Origin of the sequence: Actinomadura sp. KC216, assembly GCF_004348535.1 — a bacterium.
Lineage (GTDB): Bacteria > Actinomycetota > Actinomycetes > Streptosporangiales > Streptosporangiaceae > Spirillospora.
Map to the genome: position 1 here is coordinate 16,866 of NZ_SMJX01000019.1, position 22,496 is coordinate 39,361.

At 72.9% G+C, this 22,496-nt stretch carries 21 protein-coding genes and 2 pseudogenes; 12 read left to right on the forward strand and 11 right to left on the reverse strand.

Annotated elements, in window-relative coordinates:
* Positions 1-46: 46 nt before the first annotated feature.
* The 4 genes and pseudogenes from E1264_RS45140 to E1264_RS05670 form a co-directional block, all read right to left on the reverse strand.
* Positions 47-766: pseudogene (locus E1264_RS45140) on the reverse strand (phosphatase PAP2 family protein); the annotation flags it as partial.
* Positions 767-840: 74 nt separating this feature from the next.
* On the reverse strand, positions 841-1,089 hold the full coding sequence (locus tag E1264_RS45145) for a DUF6082 family protein (RefSeq protein ID WP_243710773.1): 249 nt from the start codon (positions 1,087-1,089) through the stop codon (positions 841-843).
* A gap of 82 nt (positions 1,090-1,171) precedes the next feature.
* Positions 1,172-1,552, reverse strand: a pseudogene (locus E1264_RS45150) (DUF6082 family protein); the annotation flags it as partial.
* 229 nt (positions 1,553-1,781) lie between these two features.
* Positions 1,782-2,735 (reverse strand): zinc-binding dehydrogenase, encoded by a 954-nt coding sequence (locus tag E1264_RS05670; protein ID WP_132170268.1) that lies wholly within the window; start codon positions 2,733-2,735, stop codon positions 1,782-1,784.
* Positions 2,736-2,914: 179 nt separating this feature from the next.
* Between E1264_RS05670 and E1264_RS05675 the strand changes: the two genes are divergently transcribed.
* Positions 2,915-3,556 carry a hypothetical protein gene (locus tag E1264_RS05675; RefSeq protein ID WP_132170270.1) on the forward strand — a complete coding sequence of 214 codons (642 nt, stop codon included), beginning with the start codon at positions 2,915-2,917 and terminating at the stop codon, positions 3,554-3,556.
* A 183-nt stretch (positions 3,557-3,739) separates the two neighbouring features.
* The gene (locus E1264_RS05680) at positions 3,740-5,224 is read left to right on the forward strand and encodes a hypothetical protein (RefSeq protein WP_243710769.1); all 1,485 of its coding nucleotides are present in this window, start codon (positions 3,740-3,742) and stop codon (positions 5,222-5,224) included.
* Between the two features lie 53 nt (positions 5,225-5,277).
* On the opposite strand, the gene E1264_RS05685 is transcribed toward E1264_RS05680, so the two are convergent.
* On the reverse strand, positions 5,278-5,877 hold the full coding sequence (locus tag E1264_RS05685; RefSeq protein ID WP_132170274.1) for a TetR/AcrR family transcriptional regulator: 600 nt from the start codon (positions 5,875-5,877) through the stop codon (positions 5,278-5,280).
* A 68-nt stretch (positions 5,878-5,945) separates the two neighbouring features.
* Here E1264_RS05685 and E1264_RS05690 point away from each other — a divergent pair, with 68 nt between their 5' ends.
* Entirely contained in the window at positions 5,946-6,620 is a 675-nt protein-coding gene (locus E1264_RS05690) for a hypothetical protein (protein WP_132170276.1), read from the forward strand.
* Between the two features lie 103 nt (positions 6,621-6,723).
* Positions 6,724-7,227: a hypothetical protein gene (locus E1264_RS05695; protein ID WP_132170278.1), complete on the forward strand. Its 504-nt coding sequence runs from the start codon at positions 6,724-6,726 to the stop codon at positions 7,225-7,227.
* On the opposite strand, the gene E1264_RS05700 is transcribed toward E1264_RS05695, so the two are convergent.
* Positions 7,224-8,351, reverse strand: a complete 1,128-nt coding sequence (locus E1264_RS05700) for an ROK family protein (protein ID WP_132170322.1) — start codon at positions 8,349-8,351, stop codon at positions 7,224-7,226. The two genes, E1264_RS05695 and E1264_RS05700, sit on opposite strands and share 4 nt — an antisense overlap.
* Positions 8,352-8,512: 161 nt before the next feature.
* Here E1264_RS05700 and edd point away from each other — a divergent pair, with 161 nt between their 5' ends.
* The 4 genes from edd to E1264_RS05720 are packed head-to-tail and all read left to right on the forward strand — an operon-like array spanning position 8,513 to position 12,350.
* Positions 8,513-10,324, forward strand: a complete 1,812-nt coding sequence (edd, locus tag E1264_RS05705; RefSeq protein ID WP_132170280.1) for a phosphogluconate dehydratase — start codon at positions 8,513-8,515, stop codon at positions 10,322-10,324.
* On the forward strand, positions 10,321-11,301 hold the full coding sequence (glk, locus tag E1264_RS05710) for a glucokinase (RefSeq protein WP_132170282.1): 981 nt from the start codon (positions 10,321-10,323) through the stop codon (positions 11,299-11,301). Before edd ends, glk begins: the two co-directional genes overlap by 4 nt.
* Positions 11,298-11,924, forward strand: a complete 627-nt coding sequence (gene eda / locus E1264_RS05715; protein ID WP_132170284.1) for a bifunctional 4-hydroxy-2-oxoglutarate aldolase/2-dehydro-3-deoxy-phosphogluconate aldolase — start codon at positions 11,298-11,300, stop codon at positions 11,922-11,924. The genes glk and eda overlap by 4 nt, the downstream gene beginning before the upstream one ends.
* Positions 11,925-11,960: 36 nt before the next feature.
* A complete protein-coding gene (locus E1264_RS05720; RefSeq protein WP_132170286.1) occupies positions 11,961-12,350 on the forward strand; it encodes a PPOX class F420-dependent oxidoreductase in 390 nt (129 codons plus the stop codon).
* On the opposite strand, the gene E1264_RS43140 is transcribed toward E1264_RS05720, so the two are convergent.
* A complete protein-coding gene (locus E1264_RS43140) occupies positions 12,331-12,504 on the reverse strand; it encodes a hypothetical protein (RefSeq protein ID WP_165964023.1) in 174 nt (57 codons plus the stop codon). The genes E1264_RS05720 and E1264_RS43140 overlap by 20 nt on opposite strands.
* 72 nt (positions 12,505-12,576) lie before the next feature.
* Here E1264_RS43140 and E1264_RS05725 point away from each other — a divergent pair, with 72 nt between their 5' ends.
* Positions 12,577-13,503 (forward strand): LysR family transcriptional regulator, encoded by a 927-nt coding sequence (locus tag E1264_RS05725; RefSeq protein ID WP_243710770.1) that lies wholly within the window; start codon positions 12,577-12,579, stop codon positions 13,501-13,503.
* Between the two features lie 4 nt (positions 13,504-13,507).
* Here E1264_RS05725 and E1264_RS05730 read toward each other — a convergent pair whose 3' ends face one another.
* Positions 13,508-16,063 (reverse strand): ABC transporter permease, encoded by a 2,556-nt coding sequence (locus E1264_RS05730; protein WP_132170288.1) that lies wholly within the window; start codon positions 16,061-16,063, stop codon positions 13,508-13,510.
* A gap of 130 nt (positions 16,064-16,193) precedes the next feature.
* On the opposite strand from E1264_RS05730, the gene E1264_RS05735 reads away from it, so the two are divergent.
* Positions 16,194-17,483 carry a sensor histidine kinase gene (locus E1264_RS05735; protein WP_207935734.1) on the forward strand — a complete coding sequence of 430 codons (1,290 nt, stop codon included), beginning with the start codon at positions 16,194-16,196 and terminating at the stop codon, positions 17,481-17,483.
* A complete protein-coding gene (locus tag E1264_RS05740; protein WP_132170292.1) occupies positions 17,480-18,124 on the forward strand; it encodes a response regulator transcription factor in 645 nt (214 codons plus the stop codon). Before E1264_RS05735 ends, E1264_RS05740 begins: the two co-directional genes overlap by 4 nt.
* A gap of 11 nt (positions 18,125-18,135) precedes the next feature.
* On the opposite strand, the gene E1264_RS05745 is transcribed toward E1264_RS05740, so the two are convergent.
* Positions 18,136-18,612 (reverse strand): DUF1707 domain-containing protein, encoded by a 477-nt coding sequence (locus E1264_RS05745; RefSeq protein WP_132170294.1) that lies wholly within the window; start codon positions 18,610-18,612, stop codon positions 18,136-18,138.
* A gap of 2 nt (positions 18,613-18,614) precedes the next feature.
* Positions 18,615-19,268 (reverse strand): PadR family transcriptional regulator, encoded by a 654-nt coding sequence (locus E1264_RS05750; RefSeq protein ID WP_132170296.1) that lies wholly within the window; start codon positions 19,266-19,268, stop codon positions 18,615-18,617.
* A gap of 140 nt (positions 19,269-19,408) precedes the next feature.
* Here E1264_RS05750 and E1264_RS05755 point away from each other — a divergent pair, with 140 nt between their 5' ends.
* Complete coding sequence (locus tag E1264_RS05755; protein WP_165964024.1) at positions 19,409-21,490, forward strand: phosphatase PAP2 family protein; 2,082 nt, start codon at positions 19,409-19,411, stop codon at positions 21,488-21,490.
* Here the strand turns inward: E1264_RS05755 and hpnH are convergent, their stop codons facing one another.
* On the reverse strand, positions 21,491-22,495 hold the full coding sequence (gene hpnH, locus E1264_RS05760; RefSeq protein ID WP_132170300.1) for an adenosyl-hopene transferase HpnH: 1,005 nt from the start codon (positions 22,493-22,495) through the stop codon (positions 21,491-21,493). It abuts the gene before it with no gap.
* Position 22,496 lies beyond the last annotated feature (1 nt).

Genomic DNA, 22,496 nt, shown 5'->3' on the forward strand with positions numbered 1-22,496 from the left:
CCCCACCCTGCCGCACCCGCTCCACCAGCGAAACCAGCGCCATCGCCCCGGCCAGCAGCGCGGCGGCGACGATGCCGTCCGTCCAGTAGTGGTTGGCGGTCACCACCACCACGAACACCGTGACCGGCGCGTGCATCGCGATGACCCACCGCCACCGGCTCCGCGACACCCGCACCACCGCGACGGCCACGAGGATCGCCCACCCGATGTGCAGCGACGGCATCGCCGCGTACTGGTTCGCGATCCCCTCGGCCGCCCCCGCCGGATACGCCGACGGCCCCACCGTCAGCATCGTGTCCACGGCTCCGATACCGGCAAGCCGCGGCGGCGCCAGCGGAAACAGCATGTGCACGAGCAGCCCCGCCGCCGTCAGCGCGACCAGCTCGTTCCGCACTCTCGCATAGGACGACCGGTGCCGCACATACAGCCAGACCAGCAGGAGCGCCGTCCCCGGAAAGTGCACGCCCACGTAGTACACGTTCGCGAGGAAGGCGGTGTGATCCCACCCCAGCGCCCACTGCTGGAAGTCCACCTCGTTGGGCAACCACGACCGCTCGAAGTCCCACAGCCACGCGGCGTTCGCCATCGCCTGCCCGGGCCCGTGCTCGACGAGCATCCGCCCCCACTTGTAGAAGGCGAACAGCACCGCCAGCAGCCCGACCTCGGTGACCAGCGGCCGCACCACCCCGCGCCGCATCGCCACGCTCGCCATGTGTCCTCCCCGTGCCGGTCGTCGTCGTCCAATGACAACCTTTGCGTCCGACATTCCGGGAAACACTGGCCCCAGCCACCCACCCCGAGAAGGGAAAGCCCCCACCAGAGGGTGGAGCTAACCCCACCTCACCGCCGGATGCCCCGGGCAAGGGCACGACGGACGAGAGGACTCAGAGCCACCGCGCCCGCCGCGGCACCGGCGAAGAGAACCCAGGGCCGGCGCGTGCGCGAGCGCTCGGGCGGGGGAGCGGGCGCCCTGCTGTACTCCTCGTCCAGAATCTCGTGGAACCGGCGAGCCCGCCTGGCCACCGAGGTGCTCATGCGCACCTGCCGAGCCTCCCGCCAGTAAGCACGTCCGGGGTGCCCGCTGAACATCTCGCGTGAAATGGCGCGCAGGCGGGGCTTCGGGAAGCGCCTTCGTCTCGAAGGACATCTGCCATTCGGAGACGATCATGTTGATGTACATGAGCTGACGCCGTGACCTGCGGCTCTCCCCCTCCGGCACCGGACCCCACGCCTCATCGAGGTCTGGGTCGTCCATGGCCATCTTGAGCAGCTCGGCTATCGCGATGCGCCGGGCCTCCTCGCGCGCGACCTTCGTGTCTCGCGCCTGGAAGATCAAGGTGGCGGCGATGCCGACCAGGGCGAAGGCCGCCAGAAGCGCTGATGCGGCACCGTAGGTCTGGCCGATGAAGCTCAACCGCTCCCATCGGGTGGTAGATCCGCCGAACGCACGCAGGGCCCATGGGGAAGCGCCGACGAGGCTGACGGCCACGATGATGACGAGGCTGAGCGTGAGGGTTCTCAGCCTCCCTCGGCCTGGACGGACGGATGGCATTTACGAACGATAGATCAAACCGCCGGGGCAGGGCGTGGAGCCACTTCTCGCTCGAAGAACTCGAGCAAGGGTTCACCTCGCCGTCAAGGAGACAAGGTTTGACCGGATCATCCACATATGCTGCGACTGAAGGTGTAAAGGGTGAAATGATCTGTCTCATATGGTGTGTCCGAAAATATGCACACCAGCTCTCTGCTGCTCAGTCATGCGACGAAGCGCGAACAATTCCCTAGGGGAGAAGGAGGGTTTTGGCGAAGACGGTTCGGTCTTCGATGGCTTTATGGGCGTCGGCGGCGCGTTCCAATGGGAATGTCTGGCCTATGACGGGCTTGAATACTCCTTCGGCGGCCTTCTCCAGGGCGTCGGCTAGGAGGCGGAGGCGTTCGGGCTTGCTGATCTGTACGTCTTGGATGCCGCGCAAAGTGATGCCTCTGCGTTCGGCTTCCGGTGGGTCGACGGCAGTGAAGCCGCCCAAGGTGGAGCCGTGGGCGGAGAACGTGCCGCCGTCGCGGGTGGCGGCGAAGGCCGCGAGGCCGATCCTGTCGCCGACGCCGTCGAAGACGACGTCGGCCTTTCCGAGAATCTCGGCCGTCCAATCGGGCTCTGAGTAGTTGAGGACGACGTCCGCGCCAAGCTCACGGGCCAGCTCCAGCTTTCGGGCGCCGCGTGCCGCCGCCACTACCCGGGCGCCTTGCGCGTGCGCGAGCTGGACGAGCAGGACGCCCATCCCGCCGGTCGCGCCCACCACCAGAACCGTGTCCCCGGCCTTGACCTCGGTGCCCTCGAAAATGCGGAGCGCGGTCACGCCGTCGTGCAGGAGCGCCGCGGCGTCCTTGGGGCCGAGGCCGTCCGGCAAGGGGAGGACGTTCTCCAGGGGCGCCGCCACCTGATCGGCGTAGCCGCCGTTGGCGACGGACGCGATCGCGTGGCGGCCGACCCAGGCCGGGTCGACGTCCGTACCGGCGGCGATCACCTCTCCAGCTCCGCCGCCACCGGGTATGTACGGCGGCCTCGTGTCGAAGAACGCCTTGGCCTCACCTGCGCGGATACGGGTCTCCACGAACAGGGTGTCCGCGGCGGCCACAGCGATCACGACCTCGCCGGGACCGGGAACAGGGTCGGCCGCCTCGCGCACCTCCAGGACCACGGGCCCGCCGAACTCCTTCACTTCGATCACTCGCATGTCCAGTCCCCTCGTCGTCAGGGGTCCAGCCTCTAACCTCAACTTTGCTTGAGGTCAAGCGATGCCTTGATCCGTGTTCGATCGCTGGCTCATCGGCCAATGGACGTCAGGGCTATGGCCTCCAAGGCTCCCTGAGTGAAGGTCAGGTGGACTGCGCGGCCGTTATCCAGGGTGTCGGCTTGGAAGCGGAACTCGAGGTCTATGTAACGGGCGAGCAATTTGCATATTTGTGCCCGGATAGGGCTGCCGTGCTGCTGAGCGAGCTGAGGCGTTCCGCTTTGGAAGCCGGGTGGGATTATCGTCGCCATCGCATCAAGGCGGCGGAGTATTGCGCGCGGAGCGTCCCGCGGGGGCCGCGCCCGGTCAGGCGGTTCACGGACGTCATTTCCGGCGACGAGACGCGCGGCTACTCCATCGGGTCCGGAGACGGCGGCGTCGCGTTCGACAGGGCGCAGGACGACGGGCTGGTCGCGGCGGTGGACGGGCTGGTCACGGTGCTCACGGGAACGGAAGGGGACGTGTGCCTGACCATCCGGTCGTACCGGAAGGCTCCACCGCTCGCGCTGAAGGGATGGGATCGTGTCGCCGAAGTCGGCTTCGTCAGCAAGGACGGGAAACCGGACATCGGTCCGGTCCTGGTGGCCGACGAACCGCCGCCGATCACCGTCGAGGGTCCGGGGTCCTACAGGGTTCGTGTCCATGTCCGTGGGCGCGGTGCCGCCGAGACGGTCGCGCCGGAAATGCCGGCGGAGCATCATCTCATCGTCGTCTTCCCGGGCGGGTCCACGAAGCAGAGGACCTTCAAGAACATCGAGGGCTGACCGGCCTATACTTGGGGAATGGACGGTTATTACGAGCTCGGGTCGCATACGTTTCCGGTGACGACCGTCTCGCCGGACGCGCAGATATGGTTCGACCGGGGTTTGATCTGGCGCTATGCGTTCAACCATGAAGAGGCCCTTCTGTGTTTTGAGAAGGCCGTGGAGCACGATCCGGGTTGTGCCATGGCGCACTGGGGAATCGCCTACGCGTCGGGCCCCTACTACAACAAGCCGTGGGACGATTTCACCCCGGAGGAGGCCGGGGAGAGCCTGGCGGACGCGCGCCGGGCGATCGCGTCCGCGCTTGAGTTGAGGGCCTCTGTCACGCCCCTTGAAAGTGCCCTGATCGAGGCGCTGCGGAGCCGCTACCCCGAGGCCCGGCTACCGGAGCAGGACTGGGAGGACGCGTACGCCGCGTCCATGCGGAAGGTCTACGCGCGGTTCCCGGACGACGCCGATGTCGCGGCCCTCTTCGCCGAAGCGATGATGAACCGGACGCCGTGGCGGCTCTGGGATCTGGAGAGCGGCGAACCCGCGCCGGGCGCCGACACCACCGAGGTGATCGAGGTGCTCGAACGCGCGTTGCGGCGGGCGGAGGGCCGCGGGGAGTCACCGCATCAGGGCATTCTGCATCTGCACGTCCATGCCCTGGAAATGTCACCGGAGCCCGGACGCGCCCTGCCGTCGGCGGATGCGTTGCGTGCGGCGGAGACCGACGCGGGTCACTTCTTGCACATGGCTTCGCACATCGACGTCCAGCTCGGCCGCTACCAGGCCGCGCTCGCCGCCAATGAACGGGCCATCGAGGCCGACCGCAAATACGTGGAGCGGGCAGGGGCGTTCAACTTCTATACACTTTCGCGCTGCCACGATTTCCATTTCAAGATTTATGCGGCGATGTTCCTCGGCCGGTACCGTCCGGCCCTGGAGGCCGCGGACGAGATGGCCGACGCCATTCCCGAACCGCTGCTCCGCGAGGCCGAGCCGCCGATGGCCGACTGGCTGGAGGGGTTCGTCCTCATGAAGGCGCACGTGCTCGTGAGGTTCGGCAGGTGGCGGGAGATCCTCGACGAGCCCCTCCCGGACGACCCCGATCTCTACCTGGTGACGACCGCGACCTCCCATTATGCGAAGGGGGTGGCGCACGCCGTCCTCGGGAACCTGCCCGAGGCCGACGCCGAACGTGGTTTGTTCGAGGCGGCGTTCTCGCGGGTCCCCGAGTCCCGCCGGTTCTTCAACAATCGGTACGTCGACATCCTCGGCATCGCGGACGAGATGCTGAGGGGCGAGATCGAGTACCGCAGGGGCGAGCACGCCAGGGCCTTCGCCCACCTCCGGACGGCGGTGTCCCGCTATGACGGGCTTCCCTACGACGAGCCCTGGGGCTGGATGCAGCCGCCCCGGCACGCCTTGGGTGCGCTGCTGCTGGAACAGGGCCACGTCGAGGAGGCGGCGGAGGTGTACCGCGCCGATCTGGGGCTGGCCGACACGGCGCACCGGGCGGCCCGGCACCCGGACAACATCTGGAGCCTCCACGGTTACGCGGAGTGCCTTCACCGGCTGGGCAGGTGTGCGGAGGCCGAGTCCGTCCAGGCCCGCCTGGACGTGGCCGCGTCCCACGCCGACACCGAGATCAACGCCTCGTGCTTCTGCCGCGGCGGCGATTGACCGGCCGGTGATCCGGACGCCCTGACATGGCCGAGCGGCCCATCGAAGGCGCATCAGCCGTTCTGTGAGGAGCCGTTCCGGTGGTACAGGTCGTCGAGGTGGGCCTGTATCGCGGCGCGCATTCGTTCCGGGGTCGTGGTCTCGTGGTGCAGGGCCGCGTGGACGGCCAGGCCGTCGACCAGGGCGTGGAGGCGGTCGGCTTCTAGTTCGGTGTCCGATTCCGGGGCCAGGGAGCGGGCCAGTGCCAGGCAGCCGGAGCGCAGGGTGGCGTGAGCCTCCTCGCAGAGGGCGCGCAGGTCGGGATCGACCAGCGCGCGGGCGGTGAAGGCCAGCCAGACGTGGTTCTCGGCGGCGCGCTCGGCGTCCATGGGGAGGAGCTCGTCCAGGACGCGGGCGGCGCGCTCGCGGGGATCGCCGTCCGTGGACGGGACGGCGGCGATCCGCCGCTCGATCCGCTCGATGATCGTCCGGAGCGTGAAGGCGAGCAGCTCGGGCTGGGTCGCGAAGTAGTGCCGGAGCGAGCCGGCCGACAGGCCCGCCTCCTTCGCGACGTTGCGGACCGACGCGCGGTCCAGGCCGTCCCGCCGGACCACCCGCCACACCGCCGCGACCACGTCCTGCCGGCGCCTGGCCGGATCCACCACCTTCGGCATGGCGACTTTTATAGCACAGCTGTGTTACATTCGCCTTGATAACACAGCCGTACTAAAAAGGAGCGATCATGAGACGTGCGCTCGCCGTCACCCTCACCTCGGGTCCGCTGCTGCTCACCGGGGGCGGGCTCGCCGCCGGGGCGGCCCTGCAGGCGTCCTCGGGCGGCGCCTTCGCGACGCCGGAACAGCGCTTCGGGACCACGGCCGTCGCGCTCAAGACCGACGAGATCGAGGTCGGGTCCGAGACGGCGCGCGCCGGGGACCCCATGCCCGACCTGGGGGAGCTCGCCGAGGTGAAGATCGTCGTGCGGCCGGGGGACCCCCGCGTCCCGCTGTTCATGGGGATCGGGCCCAAGGCGGAGGTCGAGCGCTACCTGCGCGGGGTGTCGCGGGACGAGTTCGTGTCCGCCGAGCTCAGCCCGTTCAAGCCGGTGTTCCGCCGGCTGCCGGGCGCGGACCGGGCCGCCGCGCCGCCGTCGCGGCAGCGGTTCTGGGTCGCCAGCTCGGCGGGGGCCGGGACGCGCACCGTCACGTGGGACAAGACCGGCGGCGCCTGGTCCGTGGTCGTGATGCGGATGGACGGCCGGTCCGGCGTGGACGCGCACGCCTCGATCGGGCTGCGCTTCGGCTTCCTGCTGCCGGGCGCGATCGTCGCGCTGGCCGCCGGGACCGTCCCGATCGGCCGGGCGCTGGCCGCGCGCCGCCGCCACCGCCGGGCCGGTGCGCCTCACGAGGCGGCCTGATCGGGAGCCTGTCCGGATTGTGGTTTCTTGGGGTGTTCTCGTGCCCTCTTTTGGGGGTGCGCGTGCGACGCTCGATGGAGGTCACGGACGCCTGGAGGGGCTGATGAAGGGGCTGCTCAACTCGCTGAACGAGGACGAGAAGGCCCTCGTCCGGGAGACCGGGAGCGGGGAACTCGCCGGCATGGAGGAGGACGGGCTCGTCGATCTGCACACGAGGATCAGGCGCGCCCGCGACAAGTACAGCAAGCTGTACCGGCGCACCGCGAGCGCGCGGGTCGAGAAGTACGGGGGACGGGGGAAGGCGCGTCCGAAGAACGTCCGGAACGCGCAGAAGGCGGAGGTGTTCGAGGACGCGCTCGCCCGCGTGAGCTGGTACCTGGCGCGGGCGGCGCGGCGCAGCGCGTCCGCGCTCAAGGCGGAGCGGATCGCGGCGGCCCGGCCCGATACGCCCGCCCCGCCGAGGGGCGGGGTTCCGGAGGCGACGACGAAGTCGTCCCAGACGACGCGCCGCCGCAGGCCGACCAGCGCCGACCCGGCGCTGAACCGGAGGCACGCCGCGACCCGGGCGAAGGGCGCCAGGCGGCAGGCGAGACGCGACAGCCGCTAGAGCGTCCGGGGCGCGTCGATCACCTCGGGGGCGAGGATGCGGTCCAGGACCATGGCGGCGCAGCCCTTGAGGCCCGCCTGCTCGCCCAGGCGGCTCGGCTCGATGCGCAGGCTCCGGGTGGCGAACGCGGTGGAGCGCTGGTAGACGGCCTCGCGCAGGCCCGCGATGAGGGGCGCGTCCGCGCCGGCGAGGTCGCCGCCGAGGACGACGACTGCGGGGTTGAGGAGGTTGACGGCGGTGGCGACGACCTCGCCGATGCGGCGTCCGGCCTCGCGGAGGAGCGCGACGGTGGCCGGGTCGCCGGAGCGGGCGAGGGCGGCGAGGCCGGCGAGATCGGTGGCGGGCGAGCGGGCGAGGAGCGCGGTGCCGCCCGCGATGGTTTCGACGCAGTTGACGTTGCCGCAGCGGCACGGCGCCTCGACGGCGGCGGGGACGGGCACGTGCCCGATCTCGCCCGCGGCGCCGAGCGCGCCCCGCTGGATGCGGCCGCCGCTGATGAGGCCCGCGCCGATGCCGGTGGACACCTTCACGAAGAGCAGGTCGTCGACGTCCGGGTGGGCCTGGTGCTCGCCCAGCGCGGCGGCGTTGACCTCGTTGTCCAGGTAGGCGGGGACACCGAAGCGGGCGCGGATCGGGGGGCCGACGTCGATGCCGTCCCAGCGTCCGGCGGCGTGCTCGACCGTGTCGGGGACGCCGAGGCCGACGCCGCGGACGGTGGACGCGTCCAGCCCGGAGGAGGCGAGCAGCGACGTCCACTCGTCGAGGAGGCGCGGGAGCGTCTTGCCGGGGGAGGCCTCGGCCGGGGGGCCGTCGGCGCGGGCGAGGATCGTGCCCGCGAGGTCGCACACGGCGAGCTGGCCGCGGGACTGGCCGAGGTTCGCGACGAGGACGGTGCCGCCCGCCGCGTTGAACTCCAGCCGGGCGGGCGGGCGCCCGCCGGTGGAGGGCCCGTCGGCGCGCTCGACCACGAGGCCGCGGGAGACCAGCGCGGCGACGCGGGCCGCCACGGCGGGACGGGACAGCCCGGTGACGCGGCCCAGCTCGGCGCGGGTGGCGACGCCGTCCTCCCGGATCAGGCGGAGCACGTCCCCGCTGGTGGACGGGCGGGTCCCGGGGCGCGGCATCGGCATCCGGCCAGTCAAGCACGCGGCCCTTCGGTACGTCCAGTTATTGCAAGATGCACTCTTTCGTAAGATCAGCTTTATAAGTCGGGTTGTGCCGGTTACGTATGTCTCGGTAGCTTGACGATCTGGAGATCGAGATCCCCCTGGTCCTGGAGCGTCCTATGGCCCTACATCCCGCGCTGGCGGAAGTGACCCGGCGCGTCGCCGAGCGGAGCGCCGGACCGCGCGGCGCCTACCTGAGCCGTATCCGCGACGCCCGGACGGAGGGGCCGGTACGCGGCGGGATGGGCTGCGCGAACCTCGCCCACGGCTTCGCGGCCTGCGGCGTCCAGGACAAGCTGTGGCTCAGGGGCGACGTCACCCCCAACATCGCGATCGTGTCGGCGTACAACGACATGCTCTCCGCGCACCAGCCGCTGAAGGACTACCCCGGCCTGCTGAAGTCCGCGATCCGCGCGGCGGGCGGGACGGCGCAGTTCGCGGGCGGCGTGCCCGCGATGTGCGACGGGATCACGCAGGGCCGCGCCGGGATGGAGCTGTCGCTGTTCAGCCGGGACGTGGTGGCGATGGCCACGGCGGTCGCGCTGTCGCACGACATGTTCGACGGCGCGCTGCTGCTCGGCGTGTGCGACAAGATCGTCCCGGGGCTGGTGATCGGGGCGCTGTCGTTCGGGCACCTGCCGGTGGTCCTGGTCCCCGCCGGGCCGATGGCGTCGGGGCTGCCGAACGGGGAGAAGGCGAAGGTCCGCAAGCGGTTCGCGGCCGGGGAGATCGGGCGCGAGCAGCTCCTCGCCGCCGAGGCCGCGTCCTACCACTCGCCCGGCACCTGCACCTTCTACGGGACGGCCAACTCCAACCAGCTCCTGATGGAGGTCATGGGCCTGCACCTGCCGGGGGCGAGCTTCGTCCCGCCGGGCACGAAGCTGCGCGACGCCCTGACCGAGGCGGCGGGACGGCGCGTCCTGGAGCTCACCGGCCTGACCGATGGCTACCTCCCCGTCGGCGAGCTGCTGGACGAGCGCGCGTTCGTCAACGGGGTCGTCGCGCTGCTGGCCACCGGCGGGTCCACGAACCACACGCTGCACCTGGTCGCGATGGCGGCGGTGGCCGGAATCGAGCTGACCTGGGGCGACTTCGACGAGCTGTCCGAGGTCACGCCGCTGCTCACCCGCCTCTACCCGAACGGGACCGCCGACGTGAACCACTTCCACGCGGCGGGCGGCACCGCGTTCCTCATCGGCGAGCTGATCGACGCGGGTCTCCTCCACGAGGATGCGAGGACGGTCGGCGGCGGCTCCCTGGCCGAGTACCGGAAGGTTCCGGAGGTCGAGGGCGGCCGGGTCGAATGGCGGGAGACCGTTCCCGTGTCGGGCGACACGGGCGTGCTGCGTCCCGTGGCCGAGCCGTTCGACGCGCACGGCGGCCTGCGCACCGTGCGCGGCAACCTGGGCCGGGCGGTGATCAAGGTGTCGGCGGTGCGTCCCGGGCACCGGACGATCGAGGCCCCCGCCCGCGTGTTCGACTCGCAGGAAGGGTTCCAGGACGCGTTCGCCGCCGGGGAGCTCGACCGGGACGTGGTCGCGGTCGTCCGCAACCAGGGGCCGCGCGCCAACGGGATGCCCGAGCTGCACGGGCTGACCCCGCCGCTGTCCGTCCTCCAGGACCGGGGGCACCGCGTGGCACTCGTCACGGACGGGCGCATGTCGGGCGCGTCCGGGGCGGTGCCCGCCGCGATCCACGTGTCGCCCGAGGCGGCGGCGGGCGGGCCGCTCGCCCGCGTCCGCGACGGCGACGTCGTCCGGCTCGACGCGGACGCCGGGGTGCTGGAGGTCCTCGTCCCCGATGACGAGTTCCAGGGCCGCGAACCCGCCGCCGGGCCGCCCGACGAGACCTGGGGGACGGGACGCGAGCTGTTCGGGGCGTTCCGCGCCGCCGTCGGCCCGGCCGAGCGCGGCGCGGGAGTCTTCGCGTGAGCGGCGGCGCCGGGCCGTGGCTCGTCGGGGACATCGGCGGCACCAACGCGCGGTTCGCCCTGGTGGACGGGCCGGACGGCGCCCCGTCCCGCGTGGAGTCCCTCCCGACCCGCGACCATGCCGGCCTCGCCGAGGCGGCCGCGGCCTATCTCGCCGAGTTCGCGCCGGACGTGCGTCCGTCCGCCGCGTGCCTGGCGGTGGCGGGGCCGGTCGCGGGCGGGACGTACCACCTGACGAACGCGGGCTGGCCGAAGGGCACCCCCGAGGCGGTGCGCGTGCACCTCGGCCTGCCCCACCTGGAGATCATCAACGACTTCGAGGCGCTCGCCCTCGCCCTCCCGCGCCTCGGCGCGGACGACCTCATATCCATCGGCGACGTCACCACGGCTGAGGTCGCGCCCCTCGCCGTCGTCGGCCCGGGCACGGGGCTCGGCGTCGCGGGGCTCGTCCCCACGCCGTCCGGGTGGGTGCCGCTGCCCGGGGAGGGCGGCCAGGTCGACCTCCCCGCCGCGACCGGCCGCGAGCTGGAGGTCGCGCGGTTGCTGCGCGCCGAGCGCGGCGTGGCGAACGCCGAGTACCTGCTGTCCGGCGGCGGCCTGACCCGCATCCACCGGTACCTGGCCGAGATCGACGGCGAGCCCGCCGGGGACCTCACCGCCAGGGAGATCACCGAGCGCCGCGACGACCCGCGCTGCCACGAGACGCTGCTGATGTTCTGCGCGCTGCTCGGATCGCTCGCCGGGAACGTCGCGCTGACGCTCGGCGCCCGCGGCGGCGTCTACCTGGGCGGCGGGATCCTGCCGCGCATCGCGGACGTGCTCCGCGGCAGCGCGTTCCGGGCCCGCTTCGAGGGGAAGCCTCCCGTCGAGGACTACCTGCGCGGCATCCCGACCGCGCTGATCGTCCACCCCGGCCCGGCGCTCGCCGGTGCCACGATGCGGCTCGCGCAGAGCCTGCCCACAAGGGAGACCGCATGATCGCCGCTGACCTGTTCGACCTCGCGCCCGTCATCCCCGTCGTGGTGCTGGACGACGCGGACGCGGCCGTCCCGCTGGCCCGCGCGCTGGTCGACGGCGGGCTCCCGGTGATCGAGGTGACGCTCCGCACGGAGGCGGCGCTCGCGGCGATCACGCGGATCGCGGCGGAGGTCCCGGACGCGGTCGTCGGCGCGGGGACGGTCGTCCGGCCGCAGGACGCCGAGCGGTCCGCGGCGGCCGGGGCCCGGTTCCTGGTCAGCCCCGGCTGCACGCCCCGGCTCCAGGCGGCGATGGCCGCGCAGGGGCTGCCGTTCCTGCCGGGTGTCGCGACCGCGTCCGAGGCGATCGCGCTGCTGGAGGACGGGATCACGGCGATGAAGTTCTTCCCCGCCGAGGCCGCGGGCGGGATCCCGTACCTCAAGGCGCTGCACGGGCCGTTGCCGCAGCTCCGGTTCTGCCCGACCGGCGGTGTCGGGCCGGGGAACGCCGCCGACTATCTGGCGCTAAAGAATGTCGGCTGCGTCGGCGGGTCCTGGCTCACGCCCCCGGACGCCGTCCGCGGCGGCGACTGGGACCGCATCCGCAAGCTCGCCGCCGAAGCCGCGGCGCTGCGCTCCGGCTGATGTCACGTCCGGACGCCGCCGTCCCGTCTCCTGGGTATGAACGATGCACCGACTCTTGAGAGCCTGAAGAAGCAGCGGACCGTCCGGCTGACGTCCTACCGCAAGGACGGCACGCCGGTCGGCACGCCCGTCAGCGTCGTCGTGCGCGGCGACCACGCCTACTTCCGCACCTACGACAAGGCGTTCAAGGCGAAGCGGCTGGCCCGCAACCCCGAGATCGAGATCGCGCCGAGCACCGCCAAGGGGACGGTCACCGGCCCGGCGGTGCGCGGGCGCGCCCGGCTGCTGACGGTGGAGGACGCGCGGCCGATCCGCAAGCTGCTGGCCCGCAAGTACCCCTTCCTGCAAGGGATCGCGGTGCCGCTGTTCCACAAGGTGAAGCGCTACCGGACCCTCCACTACGAGGTCACCCTGGAGGGTCGCTGACGCGTGCGCAGTGCGGGCAGGGACCGGCGACGAGGCCCCGCCCGCCGCCGGTCGGGACGAGGTCCATCCGGAGCCGGCCGCACGCGCAGCGGGTCCAGACGACGATGCCGTCGCTGGTCAGATGCCGGGAGAGGGTGGTGTTCCGCTGATCCATGCCACCAGTCTGCAACGGCCGAACGTTGCCGTCCATTTCAGATTTCCGCACTGGATCGTGCAACATGGTTTCATGATTGATCTGCGGCGGCTGCACATGCTCCGGCTCGTCCACCAGTTCGGGACGGTCACCTCGGCGGCGGAGGCGATGCACCTCACCCCCTCGGCGGTCTCGCACCACCTGCGCGAGCTGGCGCGGGAGCTGAAGGTGCCGCTGCTGGAGCCGCAGGGCCGCAAGGTGAGGCTGACCCCGGCCGCGCACCTGCTGATCGAGCACGCCGACGGGCTGCTCGCCAGGTGGGAGGAGACGCTCGCCGACCTGGAGTCGCACCGCGCCGGGGTCGCGGGTCCGCTGCGCATGTGCGGGTTCACGACGGCGGTCGGCGGGCTGATCGCCCCGGCCGCGGGCGCGCTGCTGCGCGAGGATCCCGGCCTCGCCGTCGAGATCCGCGAGTGCGACACCGACGAGGCGATGGGTCTGCTCGCCGCCGGCGAGACCGACATCGCCGTCATCGAGCCCACCCCGGACGCGCCGCCGCCCGGCGACCCGCGCTTCGACCGGGAGCCGCTGCTGGAGGAGGCGCTCGACCTGATCGTCCCCGGCGGGCACCCGCTCGCGCTCCGGCCCGGGGTCTCCCTGGAGGACGCGGCCGGCGAGGCGTGGATCAGCGTCCATCCCGAAGCCTGCGCCCACCACCAGCAGGTCATGGCGTACTGCGCCGCCGCCGGGTTCACGCCCCGCATCTCCCACCACGCCACCACCTGGTCGGTGATCTGGGCGCTGGTCGCCAACGGGCTCGGGGTGTCGCTCGTCCCGAGGCTGGCGGGCGGGCCGTCCGACCAGCCGGTCGTGCGGGTCCCGCTGACGGGCGACGGCGTCCCGAAGCGGCGGGTGCTGACGTGCGTGCGGCGGGGGAGCCGCGGCCATCCGCTGATCGTCCGGGCCCTGGGCGCGCTGCACGACGCCGTCCCCGACCGCTGCACCCGGATGGCCGCCTGAGCCCCTACTCCGTGGCGATCGCCTCCAGGACGTTCATGCGGGCGGCGCGGCGCGCGGGCCACACGGCGGCGACGACGCCGATCACGGCCGCCGCGGCGACGCACACCGCCAGCCGCCCGTACGGGATCGCGAGGACCTCCATGCCGCCGTCCCCGTCCGCCATCACGCGCTGCAGGACGATCCCGAGGACGACGCCCGTCCCGACCCCGGCCGCCGCGCCGAACAGCGACACCACGACCGCCTCGTACCGGATCATCCGGCGGACCTGGCGGCGCTGCATGCCGACCGCGCGGAGCAGGCCGATCTCCCGCGTCCGCTCGGTGACGGCGAGCGCGAGCGTGTTGACGATGCCGAGCGCCGCCACCAGGACCGACAGCACCAGCAGGCCGAGGATGAGGTTGAGGAACATGCCGATGTCCCCGGCGGCCTCGTCCTTCACCTGGGCGCGGTCCTTCAGCTCCAGGTTGGGCCACGGGCCGAGCGCCGCCTCCAGCGCGGCCCTGCCGGCGCCCGCGCCCGCCGGCGTGACGTTGACCTCGATGCGGTCGATGGGCGCGTCCGGGTCGCGCTTCCGGTAGCTCGCCCAATCGATGATCATGGACGGGGCGGACGGCGTCACGGACGGCCGGTCGGCGTAGATCCCCGCGATGCGGAACGTGCGGCGCGTCCCGTCCTGGTAGCGGCCGTCGATCGTGGTGCCGACCGTCCAGCCCTGCGCCGCCGCGACGCCGCGGCCGACGAGCAAGGTGTCCCCGCGCACGGACGGCGTCCCCTGCTGGAGCGGCAGGCGGAAATGGCCGAGCAGCTCGCCCGGCTCGCCCGCCGCGGCCGTCCGGACGGAGCCGTCCAGCTCCAACCGCGCCGTCCGGATCGGGATCGCCGACCGCACGCCGTCCACGCCCGCCACCGCGCCCGCCGCCTCCGCCGCCACCGGCGTGATCTGGCTGCGGCCGGTGACCTGGTAGTCGGCGGTGAGGCCCGCGTCGAGCTGCCGGTCCACCGACGACGCCATCGACTGGACGACCACCGACACCGTCGCGATCAGCGCGAGCCCGATCGTCAGCGCGGACGCGGTCGCCGCCGTCTGCCGGGGATCGCGCAGCGCGTTCCGCCCGCCCATCCGGCCGGGGTTCCCGCCGAACCGGGCGAACGGCCAGGACAGCGCCCGGATCACCGGACGCCCGGCGACCGGCGACACCACGACCACCCCCACGAAGAGCGCCATCGCGCCCGTCCCGGCGAGGGTCAGGGCCGTCGACCCGTCCGTCGCCAGACCGGCCGCGATCAGGGCGCCGCCCACCGCGAGCGCCTCGGTGCCGTACACCGCCCGGCCCCGCAGCGGGCGCGGCTCGGCCTTCCCTTCGCGGAGCGCGGCGATCGGCGGGATCCGCGACGCGCGCCGCGCCGGGACGAACGCGGCGGCCAGCGTCACGAGCATCCCCACCCCGTAGGACGCGACCACCGCCGAGGCCGGGACGGCGAGCGTCCCGAACGGCAGCTCCTCGCCGCCCGCGACGGCCGTCATCAGCCGCGCCAGCCCGGCCGCGACGCCCGCGCCCGCCGCCAGGCCCAGCGTGGAGCCCGCCAGCCCGACCCCGGCCGCCTCGCCGAGCACCGACCGCGTCACCTGCCCGCGCGACGCGCCGACCGCGCGCAGCAGCGCCAGCTCCCGCACCCGCCCGCTCACCAGCATCGCGAACGTGTTGAAGATGATGAACGAGCCGACGAACACCGCGATCACCGCGAAGACCAGCAGGAACGTCCGCAGGATCGTGAGGACGTCCTTGAACGAGGCGGCCTGCTCGTCGATGGCCTCCCGCCCGGTGATCGCCTCCACGCCGGGCGGGAGCGCCGCCGCGACCGCGTCCCGGAGCCGCTCCTGCGGGACGCCGTCGTCCCCGTGCACGACGATCCGCGCATAGGTGCCGGGATGGTCGGAGAGAAGTCGCTGCGCGGTGCCCGGCGCGAACGCCGTCATCGAGAGCTGGTCGCTCAGCGCCGAGTCGCCGACCTCGAACAGGCCGGTCAGCCGGAACGCGCGCGTGCCCGACGTGAGCGCCACCGTGACCCGGTCGCCGACGCGGTACCCGGCCTCGGCGGCGGTCGTGACGTCGACGGCGATCTCGTCCGGCGCGGCGGGCGGCGCCCCGGACGTGAGGCGGGGGAGCGACAGGTCGGGGTCGCCGTCCCACGCCACACCCTGCTGCGGCTCCGCCCCGACGATCTTCCCTTGCCGGTCGACGACGGCGGCGAACCCGGTGACGACCCCGTGCGCCTTCTCCACACCGTCCACCTTCTGGACGGCCGCCAGCACCGGCGCCGGGACGGGACGCTCCGCCGCCCGCTCGCCGAGGCCGGGCTCGAACGCCCGGTCCGTCCGGACGACGACGTCCGTGCCGCGGCCCAGATCGTCGAAGGCGCGGTCGAACGAGCGGTCCAGCGTGGCGGAGAAGATCAGCGTTCCGGCGACGAACGCGACCCCGGCCACCACCGCGACCGTCGACAGCAGCAGGCGGGCACGGTGCGCGACGAGGCCGCGGAGCACGAGCTTGGACATCATGCCGCCGATTCCAGCCCGGACAGGCCGCTGTCCGGCAGCGCCGGTCGTCGTGTGCGAGCCCTACGAACTGTCTCCGGGACGCGACTTTCGTAGGGGTCGCGTGCTGCGTGCAGGTGCGTACCGTGTTCCTGTGCACCTGCCCTCGCCGCGTTCCGCGCTCGCGCGGCTCGTCCCGCCCGGACGGTCCCGCGACCTGGCCGCCGACGCTCTCGTCGTCGCGGTCGGCGTCGCGCTGAGCCTGGGCGGGGACGGAGGCACGATCGTCCGCCCGCACGGCGGCGCCACGCTGGCGCTGTTCCTGGTTCCCGCGCTGGCGCTGGCGTTCCGGCGCCGCGCCCCGATGACGGTCGCGTGGCTCACCGCCGGGCTCGCCGCGCTGGTGTGGGCCGTCGAGCAGGCCGCGCCGGGGACGCTGCTGCGGGTGGACGCCGACCACTCCCTCCGGCCGCCGGTGTGGTGGACGCCGACCGCGCCGCTCGCCGCGTACGCGGCGATGGCGTTCCCGCGCGACGGCGCCCGCCCGGTCTGGATCCGCGCGCTGCCCGTCGCCGCGCTGCTCGTCCCCGTCGGCGCCCTCGGCGATGTGCTGCCCGGCTCGGCCATGCGGCAGTTCTCCTCGCAGGAGTCCGACAGCATCGAGGCGCTGGTGTTCCGCAGCGTGTTCGTCGTGGCGGTCGCGGCGCTGATCGGCATGTACGTCGCCGCCCGCCGCCGCGTCGTCCAGGCGCTCACCGAGCGGGCGGAGCGGGCCGAGCGCGAGCGGCACCTGCTGGCCGAGCGGGCCCGCGCGGAGGAGCGCGCCCGGCTCGCCGCCGAGATGCACGACGTCGTCGCGCACCGGGTGACGCTGATGGTGCTGCAGGCGGGGGCGCTGCGCGTCCGGGCGCCGGACGAGCCGACCCGCGACGCCGCCGAGGAGCTGCGCGGCACCGGCTGCCTGGCCCTCGAAGAGCTCCGCGACGTCATCGGCCTGCTGCGCCGCGACCCCGCGGCGGCGGTTCCGGCGGCCGACGCCGGGCCGCTGCCCGACCTGTCGGCGCTGGTCGCCGAGTCGGCGGCGGTCGGCGTCCCGGTCGAGCTGGTCGAGCACGGCGACCCGCCGCCCGCCTCGCCCGCCGTGGGACGGACCGCGTACCGGGTCGTCCAGGAGGCGCTGACCAACGCGCGCAAGCACGCGCCGGGCGCCGCTGTCCAGGTGGACGTCCGCTACCGCACCGACGGCGTGACGCTGACCGTCCGCAACGTGGCCGCGTCGCGCGAACCGGACGCGGAGCTGGCGGCCAGCGGGTCCGGGATGGGGCTCGCCGGGCTGCGCGAGCGCGTCGAGCTGATCGGCGGGACGTTCACCGCCGGTCCGCACCTGGACGGCTACCAGGTCGAGGCGTCCCTGCCCGCCTACGTCCCGGTGGCCGAGCCGTGATCACGGTCCTGCTGGTGGACGACGAGCCGATGGTGTGCGCGCACCTGCGCACCATCCTCGGCGCGGCCGACGACGTCGAGGTGGTGGGGGAGGCGCACGACGGGGCCGCCGGGGTGGCAGCCGTCGTCCGGTACCGGCCGCACGTGGTGCTCATGGACCTGCAGATGCCGGGCGTGGACGGCCTCGCCGCCATCGAGCGGATCGCCGCGCTGCGCTCCCCGCCCGCCGTGGTCGCGCTGACGACGTTCGACGCCGACGAGTACGTCCTGCGGGCGCTGCGGGCGGGCGCGGCGGGCTTCCTGCTGAAGTCGACGCCGCCGGAGGACCTGGTGAAGCTCGTCCGCGTCGCCGCCGACGGGCACACCGTGATGTCGGCCGCCGCGACCATGCGGCTGCTCGGCACGGCGGACGCCCGCGCGGCGGGCCGCGACCGGACCCGGGCCCTGCTCGGCGGCCTCACCGGGCGCGAGACGCAGGTGCTCGCCTGCCTCGGCGAGGGGCTGTCCAACGCGCAGATCGCGGGGCGCCTCCACCTCAGCGAGGCCACCGTGAAGGGCCACGTGTCCCGGCTGCTCGACAAGCTGGGCTGCGCCAACCGCACCCAGGCGGGGCTCATCGCCCGCGACGCGGGCCTGCGCTGAGCCCCGCCCGCTCAGGCGCGGTTGCGGCGCATCCCGACCGCGAGCACGATGGCGCGGATCACCCACACGGCCAGCGCGATCTGCAGGACGGCGAGGAGCCCCGCGCCCGGCCCGACCGTGAACGCCAGCACCAGGAACACCGCGAGCATCACCGGGAACGCCTTGAAATGCGGCCCGTGATGGTGGTGATGCCGCCGCATGTGGTGATGGTGCCGCCGCATGGGGTGCCCCGGCCCGCCGAACATGACGGCCGCCCCCTGCTGCCAGGAGACGTCGGGCGCCTTCTCCGGCTCGGGCAGCCCGGTCGGCGGCGGCAGATCGCGGACGAGCGCGCGCAGGTCGCCGCGCGTCTTGGCGGACAGCACGGTGCCGAGCCGCTCGTCCAGCTCAGCGCGGTCGAGGCGGCCGGCGGCGAAATGCTCGTGCAGGGCGAGCATCACCGCGTCGCGCTCCGCGTCGCCGATCCGGATCTCATCCTGGCGTGCCATGGTCACTCCCCGGTGCTCGCGGCGGTCGGCCCGGCGTCGTCGCCGTCCTCGTCGTCATCGATGTCGTCGGCGAGGATGCGGTAGAGGCCGCGCCGCGCGTCCGACAGGACGTCCCTGGCCCGGTCGACCTGCTCGGGCGACCCGGAGTGGACGATCTGCATGACCGCGGCGCCCGTCTGCGCGGCCTGCTTGAACAGCTCCGGAACGCCCTCGCCGTACTCGGGCGTCATCTCGGCCCACGGCTCGGCCAGCCGGTCGGCGTGCTCCTCGACGTAGGCGCGGCCCGCGTCGGTCAGGTGGAACGAGCGCCGCCCGCCGGCCTCCTCGCCCGCGATCAGGCCCTCGTCCGCGAGCTGCTGGAGCGCCGGGTAGACCGCGCCGGGCGACGGCTTCCAGGCGCCGCCGCTGCGCTCGTTGATCTCCTGGATGATCTGGTAGCCGTTGCGGGGCTCCTCGGCGAGCAGCACGAGGATCGCCGCGCGGACGTTCCCCTTGCGCGCCTTGGCGCCCCGGCCCCACGGCCCGCCGCGCCCGCGCGCCCATGGCGGGCGGGGCCCGCCCCACGGACCCGGGAAGGGGCCGTGGCCGTGCCCGCCGCCGAACAGGGCACCGAACGGGAAGTCGCCCCAGGGGCCCCGGCCGTGCATGTGACCCATGTTCTCCACCACCTTCTGAGAGACCTCTTTGACCTCTCGCGATACGACAACGATATATCGAAGACGTCCGATCGCGCCAGATCGTTCCCAGAGCCGTCTGATCGTCCGGAAACGTGGGTAACAGGCGTATGAGGGGGACGATGGGCACACAGGAAGCGGTGACCGCGAGAGACGCGGTGTTCACACCGGACGCGCGGGGCCCCAGCCTGCGCGTCCGCCGCGAGCTGCTGATCGGGCTGCTGCTCTTCGCGCTGTACGCCCTGGTCGCCAAGCTCCCCGACGAGGGCAGGACGGCCACGGCCCGCGCGAACGGCGAGGCGATCTTCAACCTGGAGAAGGCCCTGCGCCTCGACGTCGAGCTCGGCCTCAACGGCTGGCTCGCGAACCAGTCCGTGCTGCGGGTGCTGGCGAACTACGAGTACGCGATCACCTACATCGCGAGCGCGCTGGCCCTGCTGATCTGGCTGTTCGTCCGGCACCCCGAGCGGTACCGGACGGCCCGCAACGCCTTCATCCTCCTCAACCTCGGCGGCCTCGCCACGTTCGCGCTGTATCCCGTCATGCCGCCGCGGCTCATGCCCGACCTCGGGTTCGTCGACACCGTGCTGCAGGGCCGCACCTGGGGGTCGTGGGGGTCGCCGCTGGTCGAGCACGCCGACAAGTTCGCCGCCGTGCCGTCCCTGCACATGGGCTGGACGCTCTGGGTCGGCGTCGAGCTGGCCCGCGTGAACGCCAGGCGCTGGGTGCAGGTGCTGAACGCCGTCCACGTCCTCGTCACCCTGTACGTCATCCTGGCCACCGCGAACCACTTCATCCTGGACGCGATCATCGCCGTCCCCTACGTCTTCGGCGCCGTGTTCGTCGCCGAGCGCATCGCCCGCCCGGCGCACGCGCAGGCCCAGGGCCCCGACACGTTCTTCCTCGCGGTGGAGACGCCCGAGGCCCCGCAGCACCCCGGCGGCGTGATCATGCTGGACACGTCCCGGAAGGACGTCGGCCGCGAGGACCTCGTCCGCGTGATCGGCGAGCGGCTCGGCGGGCTGCCCCGGTTCCGGCAGCGGCTGGTCCGGCGGGGCCGCTGGCGCCGCCCCGTCTGGCGCGACCACTGGCCGGTCGACTGGGAATGGCACGTCACCGAGCGGCGCGTCGACGGCATGGCCGGCGTGCGCGCCGCCGTCGCCGAGCTCCAGTCGCGGCCGCTGCCGCTCGACCGGCCGCCGTGGCGCATGGTCGTGCTGAAGGGCGCCGGACCCGGCCGGACCGTCGTCGTGTTCCTGATGCACCACGTCGTCGCCGACGGCGTCGGCATCGTCGCGCAGGCCGTCCACCTGATGGACCCGCCGCCCGAACCGTTCACCGGCCGGCTCCCGCGCAGGCCGTTCCGCGAGGCGCTCGCCACCGTGGTCGGGCTCGCCCAGCTCGCCGTGGACGTCGCGCCCAAAGGTCGTTCCGGGGGGCGTGGGGGGGCGTCCCCCCACAAGGGAATCGACCGGCTGCCCGCCACCGGCACGTCCGAACGCCGGTTCAGCACCATGCACCTTCCGCTGGCGACCGTCCGGGACGTGGGCCGCCGCCACGGCTCGCGGGTCACCGACGTCGTGCTGTGCGCGGTCGCGGGCGCGCTGAACCGCGTCGTCAGCGAGGAGGACGGGCGCCCCGGCACCTGCCGCGTCGCCGTCCCGCTGATGATGCGGCCGCCGGGCAGCGCGATGGTCGGCAACCACACCACCGCCGTCATGGTCGACCTGCCGATCGGGAAGATGTCCGAGACCGACCGGCTCGCGCTGATCGCCAAGCGCAGCCGGGTGCTGCGGTCCGGGACGCGGGCGCAGGCCGCGTGGACCGTGATGTGGCAGGCCGGACGGCTCATGCCCGTCCCGCTGCACGCCCGGTTCGCGCGGATGGCCTACAGCGGACGGTTCCTCCAGGGCACCGTGTCGAGCCTCCCCGGCCCCGACAAGACGCTGCGGCTCGCCGGGGCCCCGCTCACCGCCGTGTACCCGATCGTCCCGATCGCGCCCGGCACGGCGTTCGCGATCGCCGGGCTCGGCGTCGACCGCGAGCTGTGCTTCGGCCTCTCCCTCGACCCCGGCCTGGTGGACGACGCCGACGTGCTGATGGACGCCGTCCGCGACGTCATCGACGAGCTCCAGGCAGGACCGTCCGCCAGCCCCCACCCACCACCATTCAACGGACGAGCTTCGCTCGACGGCTCGGAATGATCAGATGCTGCGGACGGCGCGCAGCGACTCCTTGAGCGAGCCCATCGTCGCGAACACGGCGGTCGGCTCGTAGCCGCAGTGCGCCATGCAGTTCGCGCAGCGGTCGTCGCGCCCGCGCCCGTAGGCGTCCCAGTCGGTCGTGTCGAGGAGCTCCTGGTAGGTGGCGGTGTAGCCGTCGTCCATCAGGTAGCAGGGGCGCTGCCAGCCCTTCAGCGAGTACGACGGGATCGCCCACGCCGTGCACGGGAAGTCGGCCTTCCCTTCGAGGAAGTCCAGGAACAGCGGCGAGTGGTTGAACCGCCAGCGGCGCCGCCGCCCGCCCGCGAACGCCTTGCGGAACAGCTCCCGCGTCTCCTGCACGCCGAGGAAGTGCTCCTGGTCGGGCGCCTTCTCGTACGCGTACGCGGGCGAGATCATCATCTGGTCGACGCGCAGGTCGTCGTTGAGATAGTCGAGGACGTCGATCACCGTCTGCGGGGTGTCGGTGTTGAACACCGTCGTGTTCGTCGTGACCCGGAACCCGCGCTCCTGGCACAGCCTGATCGCGTCCACCGCCTGGTCGAACACGCCCTCCTTGCAGACGGACGCGTCGTGCCGCTCCCGCAGCCCGTCGATGTGCACCGCCCACGCGAAGTACCGGGACGGCTCGAACTGATCGATCTTCTTCGGGATCAGCGCCGCGTTCGTGCACAGGAACACGTACCGCTTCATCCTGATCAGCTCGGCGACCAGCTCCCCGATCTGCGGATGCATCAGCGGCTCGCCGCCCGCGATCGACACCATCGGCGCCCCGCACTCGCGGATCGCCGCGACGGCCTGCTCGACCGGCATCCGCTGCTTCAGCACGTCCGCCGGATGCTGGATCTTCCCGCAGCCCGCGCACGCCAGGTTGCACGCGTACAGCGGCTCCAGCTCGACGATCAGCGGGAACCGGGTGCGGCCGCGGAGCTTGTTGCGCAGGACGTATCCGCCGATGCGCAGGCTCTGGCGCAATGGCATCGCCATC